Source organism: Rothia sp. 27098_8_161 (assembly GCF_041432905.1).
GTDB lineage: Bacteria > Actinomycetota > Actinomycetes > Actinomycetales > Micrococcaceae > Rothia.
In genome coordinates this window covers 1-17339 of the sequence record NZ_JAPWAL010000013.1, presented here as the reverse complement: position 1 = coordinate 17339, position 17339 = coordinate 1, and the positions used below count along the sequence as shown (strand labels likewise).

General features: G+C 59.2%; 13 protein-coding genes. 8 read left to right on the top strand and 5 right to left on the bottom strand.

The genetic code is table 11. From position 1 onward, the window contains the following. Nucleotides 1–303: 303 nt before the first annotated feature. Nucleotides 304–1740: an MFS transporter gene (locus tag O3648_RS05700; protein WP_279755046.1), complete on the bottom strand. Its 1437-nt coding sequence runs from the start codon at nucleotides 1738–1740 to the stop codon at nucleotides 304–306. A gap of 179 nt (nucleotides 1741–1919) precedes the next feature. On the opposite strand from O3648_RS05700, the gene ftsY reads away from it, so the two are divergent. The 3 genes from ftsY to O3648_RS05685 all read left to right on the top strand — a co-directional run bounded on the left by ftsY (nucleotide 1920) and on the right by O3648_RS05685 (nucleotide 4437). Next, nucleotides 1920–3029: a signal recognition particle-docking protein FtsY gene (gene ftsY, locus O3648_RS05695; RefSeq protein WP_279755045.1), complete on the top strand. Its 1110-nt coding sequence runs from the start codon at nucleotides 1920–1922 to the stop codon at nucleotides 3027–3029. A gap of 417 nt (nucleotides 3030–3446) precedes the next feature. Continuing rightward, nucleotides 3447–3587, top strand: a complete 141-nt coding sequence (locus O3648_RS05690) for a hypothetical protein (protein WP_279740685.1) — start codon at nucleotides 3447–3449, stop codon at nucleotides 3585–3587. Between the two features lie 238 nt (nucleotides 3588–3825). Next, nucleotides 3826–4437, top strand: a complete 612-nt coding sequence (locus tag O3648_RS05685; RefSeq protein ID WP_005509159.1) for an ANTAR domain-containing response regulator — start codon at nucleotides 3826–3828, stop codon at nucleotides 4435–4437. A gap of 267 nt (nucleotides 4438–4704) precedes the next feature. Here O3648_RS05685 and O3648_RS05680 read toward each other — a convergent pair whose 3' ends face one another. The 3 genes from O3648_RS05680 to O3648_RS05670 all read right to left on the bottom strand — a co-directional run bounded on the left by O3648_RS05680 (nucleotide 4705) and on the right by O3648_RS05670 (nucleotide 6975). Then, nucleotides 4705–4953 (bottom strand): hypothetical protein, encoded by a 249-nt coding sequence (locus tag O3648_RS05680; protein WP_279740688.1) that lies wholly within the window; start codon nucleotides 4951–4953, stop codon nucleotides 4705–4707. Nucleotides 4954–5056: 103 nt separating this feature from the next. Then, complete coding sequence (locus tag O3648_RS05675) at nucleotides 5057–5563, bottom strand: hotdog fold thioesterase (RefSeq protein ID WP_279755043.1); 507 nt, start codon at nucleotides 5561–5563, stop codon at nucleotides 5057–5059. Nucleotides 5564–5697: 134 nt separating this feature from the next. Beyond that, nucleotides 5698–6975 (bottom strand): dicarboxylate/amino acid:cation symporter, encoded by a 1278-nt coding sequence (locus O3648_RS05670; RefSeq protein WP_279755042.1) that lies wholly within the window; start codon nucleotides 6973–6975, stop codon nucleotides 5698–5700. Between the two features lie 427 nt (nucleotides 6976–7402). Between O3648_RS05670 and polA the strand changes: the two genes are divergently transcribed. Both polA and rpsA read left to right on the top strand, forming a co-directional pair. Then, complete coding sequence (polA, locus tag O3648_RS05665; RefSeq protein WP_279755041.1) at nucleotides 7403–10405, top strand: DNA polymerase I; 3003 nt, start codon at nucleotides 7403–7405, stop codon at nucleotides 10403–10405. A 561-nt stretch (nucleotides 10406–10966) separates the two neighbouring features. Continuing rightward, complete coding sequence (rpsA, locus tag O3648_RS05660) at nucleotides 10967–12421, top strand: 30S ribosomal protein S1 (protein ID WP_005506223.1); 1455 nt, start codon at nucleotides 10967–10969, stop codon at nucleotides 12419–12421. Nucleotides 12422–12620: 199 nt separating this feature from the next. On the opposite strand, the gene coaE is transcribed toward rpsA, so the two are convergent. Further along, nucleotides 12621–13256 (bottom strand): dephospho-CoA kinase, encoded by a 636-nt coding sequence (gene coaE / locus O3648_RS05655; RefSeq protein ID WP_279755040.1) that lies wholly within the window; start codon nucleotides 13254–13256, stop codon nucleotides 12621–12623. Nucleotides 13257–13315: 59 nt separating this feature from the next. Here coaE and O3648_RS05650 point away from each other — a divergent pair, with 59 nt between their 5' ends. The 3 genes from O3648_RS05650 to uvrB all read left to right on the top strand — a co-directional run. Then, nucleotides 13316–14002, top strand: coding sequence for an IMPACT family protein (locus tag O3648_RS05650; protein WP_279755039.1), 687 nt, complete (start codon nucleotides 13316–13318; stop codon nucleotides 14000–14002). Between the two features lie 195 nt (nucleotides 14003–14197). Further along, nucleotides 14198–15514 (top strand): 2-oxoglutarate dehydrogenase, encoded by a 1317-nt coding sequence (locus O3648_RS05645; RefSeq protein ID WP_279755038.1) that lies wholly within the window; start codon nucleotides 14198–14200, stop codon nucleotides 15512–15514. Between the two features lie 289 nt (nucleotides 15515–15803). Then, on the top strand, nucleotides 15804–17339 hold a 1536-nt coding region (gene uvrB, locus O3648_RS05640), incomplete at its 3' end, for an excinuclease ABC subunit UvrB (RefSeq protein ID WP_371569003.1).

The window sequence follows — 17339 nt, the reverse complement described above, 5'->3', positions numbered from 1 at the left end:
AGCGCCTGGGGGGCGCTTCGAGGACGGAGCCCCTGCTTCGCGTGTCCGGTACGCCCTCTAGGTCGCCTATCCCTCGGGCTGGTTGATATAGGGGGTTGGTCTGGGGTTAGTTTCTCGGGTTAGCTCGCCTTAGTCTGGGGTATATGAGGTTGGTTTAGGGTTGGGTGTTGCTGGTAGCTCACCTGATTCTGTGGCTATATGTCCTGTCGGATTTTTTATCTATTTCCCGAACATAAGCCTGGTACATGAAAAGTCGGTGCCTGCTACGAAGCAGGCACCGGCTTTTCACCTATTAGAGAGCTCTTAGCGGCCCGTATAGTCCGCGTCCGCGATATCCTTCGGCCAGCGCGCCTTACGGAACGGCGCCCACGTGAAGGCTGCCGCCACAAGCAGCAAACCACTGATGATGAATGCTGGAACAAAGCCCCACGCATCCGCAATCAACCCAGCCACCAGCGGGCCCAAAATCATACCGAAATCACTAAACATCTGATACACTGCCAACACCTGACCACCACTGCGGCGAGTACCAATCACATCAGACACCGCAGCCTGAATCGACGGGCCCATAAATGCCGCACCAATACCCAAGCACCCCGTCAACGACACAAACACCCACGCCACCGGCGCGAACCCCATAAACGTCACCGCAGAACCCGCCAACAGCAGACCCGAAAACGCCATCACACGACGACCAAAACGATCGGAAAAACGACCCGAGAACGTCTGCGTCAACGCATTACCCAACGAGTTCGTCGCCATCGCCAAAGAAGCCAATAGAGTACCCGCCACTGAATTCGACATATCGCCGCCAGTCGCCAAGTACGCCGCCGCCAACGGAATAATCGACGACTGCACACCAAACACCGACCAGCCAATCGCCCAATTTGAAACCAGCGCAGAACGGTAATTTGAGAACTTCAACGCGTCACGAACCGTCATCGCCGGCAGATCGCTCTCACCCGAAGAAGACTCAGGCTTAGCGCCCTTACCGGATGCACCAGCAGGTGAATCCGTCAGCAACTCATCAGCCGACTCAGAAGTAGGGGAAGGTGCCGCTGACGGCAACGACCCGGCGCCCTTACCCTCAGCCAGCGCCGCCGCCTCCATAATGGCGTCGCGCTCCGCCTCCAGAGCCGCCTGCGAAGGCATCAAGAACCACACAATCAGGCCCGCCGACAACAGCGAAAAACCATACACAATGAACGGCGCACGCATACCAAAGGGTGCCAGCGCGCTCGCAATCACCGGACCCAGCAGGTTACCCAGCAGGAACGCCGTCGCATAATAGCCCGAAATACGGCCACGCATATGCGCCGGGGACAGACGCACCAGCAGACCCATCGCAGAGACCGTGAACATAACCGAGCCGATACCCGCCACCGCACGCGAACCCAGCAGCACCCAATAATCCCAGGCGAACGCAATCATAAACGACGTCACCGACACAATCAGCATGCCAATCGTGTACACCGGACGTTCACCCCAACGGGTAATCATCTGACCCGCCGACGGCGCAAAAATCAGGCGCGTAATAGCCAACGCAGAAACCACCATCGTCGCCATAGCGACCGTGGCATTAAAATTCTGCGCATAATTTGGCAGCACCGGCGCCACCAAACCAAAACCCACCGCAATCATGAACGACGCAGCAATCAGAACCTTCAAACCGGTTGGCACGCGGTTCGGATCAATCGTGCGCGGGTCAAAAACAGGCGGTGTTTTGGCAGGGTTCCTCATGCTCGTCCTCGAAATAGTGCGGTGCCTTACGGCAGCCGCGGGCCCCACCCGCAACTGCCCATCATGTATTCGGCTAAAAAACTTAACAGTGTCCAGTCTACTCGCCGACAGCCGGGCACGCGCGTCGCCTCGACCAGTCAAACCGCCCAAACCGGTAAGCTAGTAGTGTGAATGAAACGATGATAATAATCTGCGCAATCGTGCTGGGTGTACTGGTTATCGCCGGTGTAGTTTTCGCCATTCTGCGCCGACCCAAGAAGACCGCGAATCTGCAGTCTTTGCGTCAGGAAGCGGCAGAAGCCTCTGGCGGTTCGGCGGAAGAACCTAAAAGCCTGGCACCTCGCGCTATTGAACTTGATATGCCCGACCCGTCCGCGGGGCGCCTGGTCCGCCTGCGTGCCCGTCTGGCACGCTCCAACAACATGCTCGGCCAGGGCCTGCTGGCTCTGCTCTCCCGCGACCGCATCGACCAGGATGTCTGGGACGAGGTTGAAGAAACCCTGCTGCTCGCCGACCTCGGTTCTGAGCCGACCACCCGTCTAGTGGAGGCGCTGCAGCAGCGTGTGCGCGTTGAGGGTACGAGCAACCCCGCCGCCGTGAAGAAGATGCTCCGCGAAGAGCTTGTGAAGATTGTTCGCCCCGACATGGACCGCGAACTGAAGACTGCCGGCAGCGATGGCAACCCCGGAGTGGTGCTAGTTGTTGGCGTGAACGGCGTGGGTAAGACCACGACTGTCGGCAAGATCGCCCGCGTGATGGTCGCTGACGGTCAGTCCCTGATTCTGGGTGCTGCGGATACGTTCCGTGCGGCTGCGTCTGAGCAGCTGACCACCTGGGGTGACCGCGTGGGCGTGAAGACCGTGCGTTCCGAGAAGGAAGGCGCCGACCCTGCATCCGTTGCATTTGATGCTGTGAAGGCTGGTAAGGAGCAGGGTGTTGACACTGTGCTCGTGGACACCGCGGGCCGTCTGCAGAACAAGTCCGGTCTGATGGATCAGCTCGGCAAAATCAAGCGCGTTATCGAGAAGGAAGCGCCGGTCACCGAGGTTCTGCTCGTGATTGACGCGACCACCGGCCAGAACGGTATGGTTCAGGCGAAGGTCTTCGGCGATATCGTGGATGTCACCGGTATCGTACTGACTAAGCTCGACGGCACCGCAAAGGGCGGCATCGTGGTTGCTATCCAGGAGGAGCTCGGCGTTCCCGTCAAGCTCATCGGCTTGGGTGAAGGTCCGGACGACCTAGCGCCGTTCGACCCGGAAGCGTTCGTGGACGCACTGCTGGACTAACATCCTCATATTCCGCCGAGAAGCCACATGTGTTTTGAGAAGCCACCAAAGACGTGGCTTTTCGAAACACGTGTGGCTTTTCGCGGTTAACGGGCGTGTAATGATGGCGGGCAGTATACGAGGCGAGACTCTGGGGTATTCTGAGGGATATTCTGAAACTAGAAGATGAAACACCCCTCAGACGGCCCCGATCATCGCACACCATACAACCCAATTCACCCCGAAGTTCAGCGAAGGAGTTACCATGGCAGCCACCAACCTCCTTGGAACTCTTCCCGACCCCAACTACTGGCGCCTACCTATGCTCCAACGGCGCGTGCGACGGCCTTGCCCAGCTCGTTACACCGTACAGCCTTTCCCACACCCAGCTGGCTGAGGCTACCGGCATTGCTGACGAAGCTACCGTGAACAGCTGGGTTGAAGCAGCGCCGCCCCGACCTCTCGGCGGATGCTCCCGCGCCCCTGGAACCCGCGCTGCGGTACCTGGATGGAACCTACCTTCCCGACCCCGCAAATTGGCCTGGCGATAACGCCTACGACCTGGGTTGTGGCTGTTAATTTCGCTGCGTGACGTGTCTATGTTGTGCGGTTTTGTTTTCACAGGTATGAGCAATACAGAACAAATGTGCATTATGATGCAAAGTCTGTTGAACGGGTTCCAAAATGACGTCAGAAAACTTTTTCAACATGCACATGGGACGCATATAACACGCTGGGGATAGGGGGAGAAAGTGGCTGAACGTTTAATCCGTCCTGTAGACTTTAAATGATTGAAATTTGATAAAGGAGAAGAGTTATGTCAGAGCTGACCACTCAAAATCAGGCGGAGGAGCAGGGCCCGGCCCGCACTGTCGTCGTGGCAGAAGATGAGGCATTGATTCGCCTCGACATCGTCGAAATTCTGAAGGACCAGGGTTTCGATGTAGTCGCTGAGACTGACAACGGCAAGACCGCTGTCGAGCTAGCGCAGAAGCACCGCCCGGACCTGGTCCTCATGGATGTGAAGATGCCGATTATGGACGGCATCACCGCAGCTGAAGAAATCGCGAAGGAACAGATTGCTCCCGTCGTTCTGCTGACCGCATTCAGCCAGAAGGAACTCGTTGACCGTGCCGTTGAGGCAGGCGCTATGGCGTACGTTGTCAAGCCGTTCTCCCCGAATGACCTGGTTCCCGCAATCGAGGTGGCAATCAGCCGCTACGAGCAAATTCGCGCCCTCGAGAAGGAAGTTGGCACCATCCGCGACCAGTTCGAGACCCGTAAGCTGGTTGACCGTGCAAAGTCGCTGCTCATCACTAAGATGAACCTGACCGAGCCGGAAGCATTCCGTTGGATTCAGAAGACCTCCATGGACCGCCGCCTGTCCATGCGTGAAGTTTCTGACACCATCATCAAGCAGCTCTCCTAAATACGAGACATACACAGTACACATCGGTATAGGTATGAACGTACGCTACGGCGAAGACTAGGAATCGCCCGTATGCGCCTTCGGTTGGTCAGCATCTGACCTGCACCTTTTCTGACACGCTAACGCCCCATCCCTCACAATGAAGCTTAAGGACGGGGCGTTAACGTTTTATCTTCTGAAGCTCACACCCTGCCAGAGCAGTCGGAGCGTTTCTATGTCAGTGCTGCAGGCAACTCAGTACCACAAGAGGCGCAGCGTCGGACAGGCTTAGCGCATGTAGCGGCTCAAATCGTCTTCGTTATTGTTGGGGCCGCTAATCGGGCGGTCCGTGGGGGATCCAGCCCAGAGCATGCCGCCGGTACCGAGCATCACGCCCAGCCACCAGAAGCTACCGGGGTTATTAATTGCGGTCACCAGGCACACCAGCATCACACCGATTGCGATGGGCAGGACAATGCGCTTGGCGCGCACAATCTTCGGGTAACGCTTGAAATAGGGGGTGCGCTCGCGGGCCATGGTGCTCCTTCTGGTCGTACCTTCTGGTGGGGGTGCTGTGTACCCCGTGCTTCTACGATTTTAGGCTACTTGCTGAGGCTGTAGGACTTCATGCTGCGGGAGATTATGCAGTGGGGCGGGGGATCAGCATGTTGGTGATACGTGCCGTGCAGGTGGTGCGGCCGCGCTCATCCACAATGTCGATGGAGTGGATGCACAGGGTGCGTCCGAGCTTGACGGCGGTGCAGGTGGCGGTGACCATGCCGGAGACTGCCGGGCGCACGTGGGTTGCGTTGATGTCTACACCGACTGCTACGAGGTCTTCACCACCGTGCACGCCCGCTGAGAGTGAACCGAGGGTTTCGGCAAGGACCACGTTGGCGCCGCCGTGCAGCAGACCGATGGGCTGGGTGTTGCCGGCGACGGGCATGGTTGCGACGGTGCGTTCTTCGGTGAGTTCCTGGAACTTAATGCCCATGGCGGGAATAAGCTCGCCCAGGCCGTGGGGGAAGTAGGAGTGCAAGTGTTCGGGGATGCCACTTTCGATTAGCTGCGCCTTGATTTCTTCTGCGGTGAGGGTGGTGGGTGCTGCCGCACGGACGGGTGCGTGCTGTGTGTTGTTTTCAGTCATGCCTTCCAGTGTACTCCCCGGTTAGGGTGCCTTTGGTGCAACGGTCGGTTTCTTGGTCAGCGTCCGGGTATGATTCAGCCCCGCCTCCTAAACGGGGAGGCGGGGCTGAAAAACGCTATGTGAGCGGATGAGAATTAGGCGGAAATAGCTTCTGCCTTTTCGATGTCCTCGTCGCGGATTTCTTTATCGGGGTTCACGCCGCTTGCCTTGGAGATACGCTCAGTCAGGGCTGCGATGGTTGCGTCACCGGTCACGTTGGTTGCGGTACCGAAGGAGTCCTGAGCCAGGTATAGGGCAATCATCAGAGCAATCATGGAGGTGTCAAAGCCAAGCATGGACTGCAGCAAACCGATTGCGGTCATCACGCCACCGCCGGGAACGCCGGGAGCGGCCACCATCATCACGCCAAGCACCAGAATCATGGGGATCAGGCTACCAAAATCAGGGTGCTGACCGGTCATGAACAGCACTGCCACCGAGCAGGAGGTAATGGTAATCATAGATCCGGAAAGGTGGATGGTTGCGCACAGCGGGATAGCGAAGTCCACTACGCGGGGAGAGATGCCAGCCTTCTTAGCTGAACGCACGGTCACCGGGATAGTTGCAGCCGAAGACTGGGTACCGATTGCGGTGAAGTATGCCGGGAGCATGGTCTTGAGCATCTGGATGGGGTTACGGCGGGAAATTGCACCAGCCACCGAATACTGCAGGGCCAGGGTGACCCAGTGCAGGATAATCACCATGACAAAGACGAGGCCGAAGACCGAGAGAATCTTCGCTACCTGACCGGCGAGGGTCATGTTCGCGAACACGCCCACAATGTGCACCGGCAGCAGGGGGATAATTACGTAGCCGAGCATCTTTTCAACGATGACCTGGAAGTCCTCGAAGAGGTTCAGCATCGCACGGGTCTTCAGCGCGGTAATGCCCAGACCCAGGATGAAGGAGAGAATCAGCGCGCTGAGTACCCCCATAATCGGGGTTAGCTCGATGGAGATGTAACCCTTGGACAGTGCGTTCTCCGGGTTGTCGAATGATGCCAGCTGCTGACCCTGCAGAATGATGGGGTAGAGCAGCAGTGCGCAGGCCAGTGCCAGGAAGCCAGCAAGAATGCTGGAGATGTACGCCAGACCCACGGTGATACCGAGCATCTTACCGGCGCCCTGAGCGAGGGAACCAATGCCGGGCACGATGAAGCCGATAATAATCAGCGGAATCGCGAAGCTCAGGAAAGCGCTGAATACGGTGGAGAAGGAGACGAAGATCTGCACAATGAGGTCAGTGGGGATGGCTGCGCCGGTGGCGTCATTGATGCCGCTAATCATTCCGGGGGTCAGCATGCCAATCAGCACGCCCGATGCGATGGCGATAATAATCCACGCGAGGAGGGGGAGTTTTTTGAGTACCTTCATAGTTTCCTCAATGAGGGTTCGTTGTGTTAAGTGCGGGAGGCGCCCTCACAGTCCGGTGAATCCTGTCGGTGAATTCTGGGTAGAGTTCTGCCTATGAATACACGGGGTGTGGGGGTTTCCTACGCTGGAGGCGATAATAAGGTTATATATTATCCGGAAACTGTATTATTATCCACCTTACACAGTGGCTTGGGGCACAATCTTTGGGAAGAAAACTCACCAAACACACCCCACCGGTACCTATATATGAGGTAAAACTCTTTCCACACACCCCATTATTCCGCTATATGGCACAGCACTGGCACCCAATACGGCGCGGGCACCCCCCCCACAACACTGACCAGACGCCATCACAAAACCAGCCATCACGAAACCCTCTGTCACGAAGTTAGCCACCGAGAAAACTCAGACTCGATACACTAGAGGGGTGACTACAGAGAACAAAACCCTCCTGCTCATTGACGGACACTCCCTCGCCCTACGCTCCTTCTTCGGTATCTACACCATGGCCGAAAAGACCGGACAGCACATCTTCGTGCGCAGCGACGGCCAACACACCGAAGCCGTCCACGCCTTCCTCTCCACCCTGCTGAGCATCATCAAAGACAACCAGCCCAGCCACATCGCCGTAGCCTTCGACCTGCCCGGCGGCACCTTCCGTACCGCCGAATACGGCGAATATAAGGGCGGTCGCAACGCCATCCCTGAAGCCTTCAACGGCCAGATCGACCTCATCAAAAAGATGCTTGGCGCGCTCAATATCCCCGCGCTCACCTACGAAAACTACGAAGCCGACGACATCGTCGCAACCCTCACCCACCGCGGTATCGAAGCCGGCTACCAGGTCCTCATCCTCTCCGGCGACCGCGACATCTTCCAGCTTGTCACCAACGACGTCACCCTGCTCTACCCGGTCACCACCGGCCCCTCCAAAGGTATTCAGCGCATGGACCCCGCCGCCGTCGAAAAGAAAACCAAGGTGCCCCCGCACATGTACCCCGACCTTGCCGCCCTCACCGGCGAACAGGCGGACAACCTGCCCGGCGTGCCCGGCGTGGGCCCCGGCTTCGCCGCCAAGTGGCTCAGCGAATACGGTTCCCTCGATGCCATCATTGAAAACAGCGACAAAATTGGCGGCAAAAAGGGAGAGGCGCTACGCGAAAACATCGACAACGTGGTGCGCAACCGCCGTCTCAACCAGCTTGTCAAGGACCTTGACCTGAACGTCACTCTCGAAGACGCCGCATTCACCCCCGACCTGGATGCACTCAACACCTTCTTCGACGAAGTAGAGTTCCGCACCATCCGCAAGCGTGCAGCCGACACCCTCGGCCCCATCGTGTGCGCCGCAGGCTCCACAAGTTCAGCCGCAGAAGCAGGGGAGGAGGGTGCTACCAAGAAGGCACCCACAGGCCCCGTCTACGCACCCATTGCTACCAGCGCACCCACCAAAAACGCAGACGCAGCGGCATTCCGCGCCTTCTGCGCCGCCGCAGCCGAAGAAAACTACGGTAGTGACGAACAGGACGCGCCCATTGCCGTACCCGAACGCCTCGAAGGTGCCGTGACCCTCTACCCGGTCACCAACCTGCCCGTAGCGCGCCCTGCCATCGGCGATGCACCCGCCGTCAAGGTCACCAAAACCAAGATCCGCGCCGCCGAAGAAAACCCCGAACTGCTCGGCATGCTCCTCACCAGCAAGAGCATCAGCCTCTGGATTGACACCCGCACCATCGACCCGGAACTCGACGCCGCCCTCGCCGCCTGGCTCTCCGACGAAGCAGCCCGCAAAATCGTCATGGACCTCAAAAACCAGCGCAAACTCCTGCGCGCCTACGGCTACGAACTCGCCGGCGCCGTCGAAGACCCCGCACTGTCCTCCTACATGTGCGGCTTCATCCCCACCGCAACCCGTAAGCTCTTCTCCGAACGCATGGAAGACCTCGCCGAACGCTACCTCTGGATCCCCAAGGGCCCCTACGCGCAGCTCGTCTTCCAGCCCGAAGAAGAAGAGGCAGCACCCTCCCTCTTCAGCCTGCCTGGCGAAGCCGAACCCGTCGAAAACCTACGCTACTTCACGCAAATCAGCCGCATCATCCACGAACTCGCGCGCCTGCTGCACTTCGAAATGGAAGAGCACGGCCAGCTGAAAGTCTACGAAGAAATCGAACTGCCGTTGCTCTACGTCCTCGCAGACATGGAACAGGCAGGCATCGCCGTCTCTGACGCACTCCTGACCGAACTGCACGACACCTTCTCGGCACGTGCCGCCCAGTCACAGGACGCCGCACGCGCCATCATCGGCGACACCGTCCAAACCGACGACGGTGAAGAACCCCTCAACCTCGCCTCCGTCAAACAGCTGCAGACCGTGCTCTTCGACAAGCTCGCCCTGCCGCACACCCGCAAAATCAAGTCCGGCTACTCCACCGACGCCGAATCCGTCACCGAACTGCTCACCAAAATCTCCCCTGAGTCCGACGGTGCCGCATTCCTCGGTGCGCTCGCCGCCTACCGCGACAACATCAAGCTCGTCCAGACCGTCGAAGGCCTGCAGAAAGCAGCCGCTGACGACGGACGCGTGCACACCACCTTCCAGCAGGGTGCCGCCTCCACCGGTCGACTCTCCTCAACCGCACCGAACCTGCAGAACATCCCGATCCGCACCGAAGAAGGCCGCCGCATCCGTGGTGCCTTCATCGTCGCGCCCGCACCCATTGATGGTGTGGAGTACGAGGGCCTGCTCACCGCCGACTACTCGCAGATTGAAATGCGCATCATGGTGCACCTCGCCGCCGACGAGAAGCTCATCGCAGCCTACGAAGCGGGGGAGGACCTGCACCGTTACGTCGGCTCCGAAGTCTTCGGTGTAGTACCCGAAGAAGTCACCCCCGAGCAGCGTTCCAAGGTGAAGGCAATGTCCTACGGCCTGGCATACGGTCTGTCCCGATTCGGCCTCGCCAAGCAGCTGAACATCAGCTCCGACGAGGCAGGCGAACTGCGCACCAACTACTTCAAGCGCTTCGGACGCGTGGGACGATTCCTGCGCGGTGTGCTCAAGCAGGCACACCAGGACGGCTACACCGAAACCATTTTCGGCCGCCGCCGCGTGCTGCCCGACCTGGACTCGCCCAACCGCGTACGCCGTGAAGCCGCCGAACGCGCCGCCCTCAACGCCCCGATTCAGGGCACCGCCGCGGACATCATTAAGATCGCCATGATCAACATTCACCGCCGCCTGCGCGAAGAGGGCCTCAAGACCCGCATGCTGCTGCAGGTGCACGACGAAATCATCCTTGAGGTCGCCACCGGTGAGCGTGAAGCCGCCGAACGCGTGCTCGTCGAGGAGATGAGCGGTGCCGCCTCCCTGCGTGTTCCTCTGGATGTGCAGGTCGGCTGGGGTAAGTCCTGGCAGGAGGCGGGCCACTAGGCTCAGCTCCTCAGTTCCCGCTTGGAAAATAGTGCTCATTCTGGGGGCCACTTGGAAAGGCGGTGCTCAGCTTTGCTCCGCACGGAAAGCGGTATTCGTCCTCGTTCCTACAGGGGCACCCCCACCCTTCCCAGGTTGAGAGGAACGAGGACGAACGTTGTCCCCTCATCACCCCCTCCGCAAACTGCAACTCTAAAACCGCAAATAAGTACGGGAATCCCGGGCGCGTAACCATTGACGACACGCCCGGGATTCCCGTACACTATTAATCGCGTGTACCAACGTACGGGTTTTCTATGCTCTTTTTCTCCTTAAGAAAACGGGGAGAAAACGGGCATAGACCGCTCGCACACCCTGCCTAGAGCATCTGCTTCCGGTGGGGTGGTACACATGTAAGTATCCGTCAGCTCGACGTTTCCTCACCTCGTTCAAAGGCGTTAGCGGCCCTATGCCGTGCGCGCCGGGGTGAAAAAGTGAGCCGGTCGACGCCTCCACCCGGGGGTGTTGAACGGCGAACCGGCAGCGTCGACCTATTAGAAACCCAATTGGAGCCCTCACTACATGAGCACCAACATCCCTCAGGTCGCAATCAACGACATCGGCGACGAGCAGGCATTCCTCGAGGCTGTCGAGAAGACCATTAAGGTCTTCAACGACGGCGATCTCGTCTCCGGCCAGGTCGTTAAGATCGACCACGATGAGGTTCTGCTCGACATCGGTTACAAGACCGAAGGCGTCATCCCCTCCCGCGAGCTGTCCATCAAGCACGACATCGACCCCTCTGAGGTTGTCGAGCTCGGCTCCGAGGTTGAGGCACTCGTCCTCACCAAGGAGGACAAGGAAGGTCGCCTGATCCTCTCCAAGAAGCGCGCACAGTACGAGCGTGCATGGGGCGACATCGAGAAGGTCAAGGAAAACGACGGCGTCGTTACCGGTACCGTTATCGAGGTTGTCAAGGGTGGCCTTATCCTCGACATCGGTCTGCGTGGCTTCCTGCCCGCATCCCTCGTTGAGATGCGCCGCGTCCGCGACCTCGCACCTTACATCGGTCAGCAGATCGAAGCTAAGATCATCGAGCTGGACAAGAACCGCAACAACGTTGTTCTGTCCCGCCGTGCATACCTGGAAGAGACTCAGTCCGCTGTTCGCTCCTCCTTCCTCAACGAGCTGGAGAAGGGTCAGGTCCGCGAGGGCGTTGTCTCCTCCATCGTCAACTTCGGTGCATTCGTGGACCTGGGTGGCGTGGACGGTCTGGTTCACGTTTCCGAGCTGTCCTGGAAGCACATCGACCACCCGTCCGAGGTTGTCGAGGTTGGCCAGCCCGTTACCGTCGAGGTTCTCGAGGTGGACCTGGACCGCGAGCGCGTGTCCCTGTCCCTCAAGGCAACCCAGGAAGATCCGTGGCAGGCATTTGCTCGCACCCACGCTCTGGGTCAGATTGTGCCCGGCAAGGTCACCAAGCTCGTTCCCTTCGGTGCATTCGTGCGCGTTGAGGACGGCATCGAGGGCCTCGTCCACATCTCCGAGCTGGCAACCCGCCACGTTGACCTGGCTGAGCAGGTCGTCTCCGTTGGTGAAGAGGTCTTCGTTAAGATCATCGACATTGACATGGACCGCCGCCGCATCTCCCTGTCCCTCAAGCAGGCAAACGAGGGCGTTGACCCCAACGCTACCGAGTTTGACCCCGCTCTGTACGGCATGGCTGCAGAGTACGACGAGGCTGGCAACTACAAGTACCCCGAGGGCTTCGACCCCGAGGCTAACGAGTGGCTGGAAGGCTTCGACGCACAGCGCGAGGCTTGGGAAGCACAGTACGCAGAGGCACAGGCTCGCTTTGAGGCTCACAAGGTTCAGGTTGCTAAGGCTCTCGAGGCTGACGCAGAGGCTGCAGCAGCAGCTCCCGCAGCAGCTGAGCCCGCACCGACCTCTTACTCCTCCGAGGAGCCCGCTTCCGCAGGTACCCTCGCATCGGATGAGGCACTGGCTGAGCTCCGCAAGAAGCTGACTGGCAACTAATCTGCCGCTCAGATGAGCACTCATCAGGCGTAATAGCCGATAGGTAACCCCGGCGTAGGGTGCCTAGAGCAGAGGAACCCCCTCATCTCCCGTTTGGGAGGTGAGGGGGTTCTTTGCGTTATTGGGGTTTTGGAGCTGGGCGCGTTGGGAGCCGGAGGGCGTGTGCCCGGTGTTGCCGGGGAAGATTTTTAGGTGGCTTTTAGGCGGCAATCATTTGCGCCCACACGGCGTGCACCTGCTTGGCGGTCTCCTCCAGCGAGCCGCCATTATCAATAATCCAGGTTGCAACCGCCTCACGCTGCTCGTCGGTTGCCTGTGCGGCGATGCGGGCGCGCGCATCCTCCTCACTCATACCGCGCGAAGATACGAGGCGTTGCAGGCGAGTCGCTAGGGGAGTGCGCACCACGACCACACCCTCAAAGGCGGACGGGTCGCCGGTCTCCACAAGCAGGGGAATGTCCTCAAGTACCACGCCACTAAAACCGGGTTCGGACTGCGCCTGCTCCACCAGCTGTGTGGCACGCTCACGAATAGCGGGATGCACAATTGCGTTCAGACGCAGGCGCGCCTGCTCATCATTGAACACGATACGCGCCAGGGCGGGGCGGTTGAGGCGGCTGTCCTCATCGAGCAGATGTTCACCGAACTCTGCGACCGTGCGGGCGAGCACCGCCTCGCCGGGCTCCATGAGGGAGCGGGAGATGGCGTCCGCATCTACCAGGAATGCGCCCTGCTCAACGAAAAGGGAAGCGATGGTGCTTTTGCCGCTGCCGATACCGCCGGTGAGGGCGTAACGGCGCAGGGCAACGGATGCGGGGAAAGAAGGCTGGGGCATGAGACGGTGCTCCTGACGGGCTGTGCCACAATAGATAGGTACTGATCAGAGGAGGACACATGCAGGAAGAAACTCGCGCCAACCGATACCTTGTGCCGCGCGGCGATGAGCCCTATGAGAGCCTCCTCGAAATTAAGCGTAGCGAATTTATTGGTCACATCAAGCGGGTGAGCACCGTTGAGGAGGCGCGCGCCTACATTGAGTCAGTGCGGAAGACCTACCACGACGCCCGCCACGTGTGTTCGGCGTTTATTATTGGTGCTGACCGCGATATTCAGCGTTCTTCCGATGACGGTGAGCCCGCCGGTACCGCCGGTGTGCCGATGATGCAGGCGCTACTGGCGCGTCAGACCCGCGAGGATGGCACTACCGACCTGTCGGATGTGGTTGCGGTGGTCGTGCGCTATTTCGGTGGCATTAAGCTCGGTGCCGGTGGTCTGGTGCGTGCCTACACTGATTCTGTGGTGCAGACCCTGGATGGCGCATTATTCGATTCGCGTGAGCGTCTGCGCGTGGGTAAGGTGCCCAGTTCGCATGCGGATGCTGGCCGCCTGGAGAACGAGATCCGTGCCGCCGGTCTGAATGTGCTGGGTACCGAGTACAGCGCGGAGGGCGCCATGATTTCCCTGGGCGTGTTTGACCGCCCGGAGGAGCTGGCGCGTGCCGAGGAACTGGTGGTGAGCTTGAGTTCCGGCGCGGCTAGCGTGACCTGGGGCGATACGCAGTGGGTGGATTTGCCGGTCTAGGTTACTGGCCCCTAGATTTCCGTTCCCAGATTTCCTCCTAGATTTCCGGGCTAAAGCGTTTGCGGAAAGCTCTCAAAATCTAAAAGATAGCTCAACCTTAGTTAATGGTTACTCTAACCCTAGTATTTGCCTGTTTTTGTTGCTAGGGTAGAAGGAGTGCCAAAAGGCTTATCCAATATCTGAGGTCGTGAAAACGTGACGCAGTCGGGAACCTACCGAGAACAAGCAGGCAAAAACTCATCAGAGCAGTCCGCGGGTAGCCGCGGCGGCACCGCAACCCTCAACCGTCAGGGCGCGCGCCTCCCCACGAGGGGCACCGTCGAGCAGCTTGAACCCGCCACCGTCGCCCAGCTGCTCAACGCCTACCACCAGCAGAACCTCGGCACCCTGTTGGGTGTGCTCACGCAGCGTCCGGCAGAATTTGCCCGCCAGCTTGGCAGGCTCTGCCGCGTCTTCCCTGAACATGTTCAGGCTATCGCCCAGGCGTTCGGCATCGTGGGCCGTGCCCTGCCCATTGACGAGCTGGTGCGCCTGCACAACCGCTACTCTAACGCCGCTCGCGGAGTTGGCGAACACCTTAGCCTGGATAACTCCGGTGTGGCGCACCTGGTTCAGAGCCCCGCACTGAGCCGTGAAGGTGCGGGCCACCTGCTCATGGCGATTGAACTATGCCTTGCCGGCAGGATGCGCGGGCTCACCATCGCTATGCCCTCCACCGAGGCATTCACCCCGGCTGAGCAAGCGCCGAGCCTCGGGTCCTGCAATCCCGCCCTGGACGGTGCGCTCAATGCTTTTGAACCGGCAGGCTGGGAGCCATTCCCCCTGAACGGCAGCGAAGTTCTGCTTGCGACCGGTGTGCGCGATGTACCCGACGGCTACGAACTGTCCCTCTGGCTGCTCGATGACGACTATCGGTGCCGCGCCCGCATTGAGCGAGGTACCCCGCAGGTGTGCGTAGCAAGCTTCTACGATGAAGAAGTCATCACCCGAACCGTGGAAGAAACTGGGTCGGGTGAAGCCGGTCTGGTTGAGAACTACCGCGTGGAGGAATACGCGGAACTGGACTTCCTGAACGCCATGGACCGGCAGGTACGCTACGTGGCGGTCACCGCTGCCGTGGGGGAGCCGCTGCTGTCTGTGCTGAACGAGAAGAGTGCGGCGCCGAATAGTATTCCCGCCCCTGCCGCTTTTGCGAACGGTGCAGGCGCCTCCCGGTTTGAGGGCAGCGCTCGTCCGGATATTCGCACTGCCGCTGTGGTCGGTAAGGGCCTGCGCACCGTCAATCACCGCGGCATGCTGCCGGTATTGGGTGTGCCGAACCGCACCGTGTGCGCTGTGATTGATCTGTATAAGCAGCGCATCTGCGTGCCGGGTGTGGGTATTCCGCGCGGACTGAGCGTGGAGGATGAAGAGCGCACCATGCAGCTGATTTTGAGCGCCCTGAATGGGTACCTTCCACTGACGAACCGGGCGCTGATGAGCCTCGCCGGAGCGACTGTGGAGGTGCACTAACGCTGTGGCACCCCCACCGCTGCAAACCAATAAAATACCGCCCGGAATCATGCTGTGAGCGCTGTTCCTAAAAGCACCGTTATCGTGCGGGAGAATGCTTCCGCTCGGTTCCTGCCCGGTAGCGCATATGAACTAGTCGAATACCCCTTATCTTTTGCGCTACCTCTTTTATGAACTTGGGCACTTTCATGGTGATGGCTTGTTACCTGTCGTGTCTGGACTATTGCGCCAGTAGAAAAGGGCGACCAATCCGAGGGCACATCGGGCGGCTTTCCCCTAGGATGGATACATGAGTTACGCACCTGAAATTAACCGTGTTGTTGCCCCCTTTGAAGTAGTCAGCCCCTTCCAGCCTGCCGGTGATCAGCCGAAGGCTATCGCCGAGCTCACCGAGCGTGTGCAGAACGGTGAGAAGGACATTGTGCTGATGGGCGCTACCGGTACCGGTAAGTCCGCGACCGCAGCCTGGCTGATTGAGGCAGTGCAGCGTCCGACTCTGGTGCTCGTACAGAATAAAACTCTGGCGGCGCAGCTGGCGAATGAGCTGCGCGAGCTGCTGCCAAATAATGCGGTGGAGTATTTCGTCTCGTACTACGACTACTACCAGCCTGAGGCGTACGTGCCGCAGACCGATACGTTCATTGAGAAGGACTCCTCCATCAATGAGGAGGTGGAGCGTCTGCGCCACTCGGCGACGAATTCCCTGCTGACTCGCCGTGACGTGGTGGTGGTTGCGACCGTGTCCTGCATTTATGGTCTGGGTACGCCCGAGGAGTACATTGAGCAGATGGTGACTCTGCGTCGCGGTGAGGAGATTGACCGCGATGAGCTGCTGCGTCAGTTCGTGGCGATGCAGTACGCGCGTAACGACATGGACTTTCACCGCGGCACGTTCCGTGTGCGCGGCGATACCGTCGAAATCATCCCCATGTACGAGGAGAACGCAATCCGCATTGAGTTCTTCGGTGATGAGATTGAGGCGATTTACACCCTGCACCCGCTGACCGGCGAGGTAATTCGCGAGGAAGAAGAAATGTATGTCTTCCCCGCAAGCCACTACGTCGCCGGTGCTGAGCGTATGGCGAAGGCTATTACCTCCATTGAGGATGAGCTGCGCGAGCGCCTGCAGACCCTCGAATCCCAGGGCAAGCTGCTGGAGGCGCAGCGTCTGCGCATGCGCACCACCTACGACCTGGAAATGATGGAGCAGATGGGCTTCTGCAATGGCATTGAGAACTACTCGCGCCATATTGACGGTCGTGCCCCCGGCAGCGCCCCGAACTGTCTGTTGGATTATTTCCCGGATGATTTCCTACTAATTATTGACGAATCGCACGTGACGGTCCCGCAGATCGGTGCCATGTATGAGGGTGATATGTCCCGTAAGCGCACGCTGGTGGAGCACGGTTTCCGTCTGCCGTCGGCGATGGATAACCGCCCGCTGAAATGGGAGGAGTTCCTGGAGCGCATCGGTCAGACGATTTACCTTTCGGCAACCCCCGGCAAGTATGAGCTGTCGCAGGCTGATGGTTATGTGGAGCAGATTATTCGGCCGACGGGCCTGATTGACCCGGAGATTGTGGTTAAGCCGACCAAGGGGCAGATTGATGATTTGCTTGAGGAGATTCGCGTGCGCGTTGAACGTGATGAGCGTGTGCTGGTTACGACCCTCACCAAGCGCATGGCAGAGGATTTGACGGAGTACCTACTGCAGCACGGCGTGAAGGTGCAGTATCTGCATTCTGACGTTGATACGTTGCGCCGTGTGGAGCTTCTGCGTGAGCTGCGCCTGGGTACCTTTGATGTGCTGGTTGGTATTAACCTG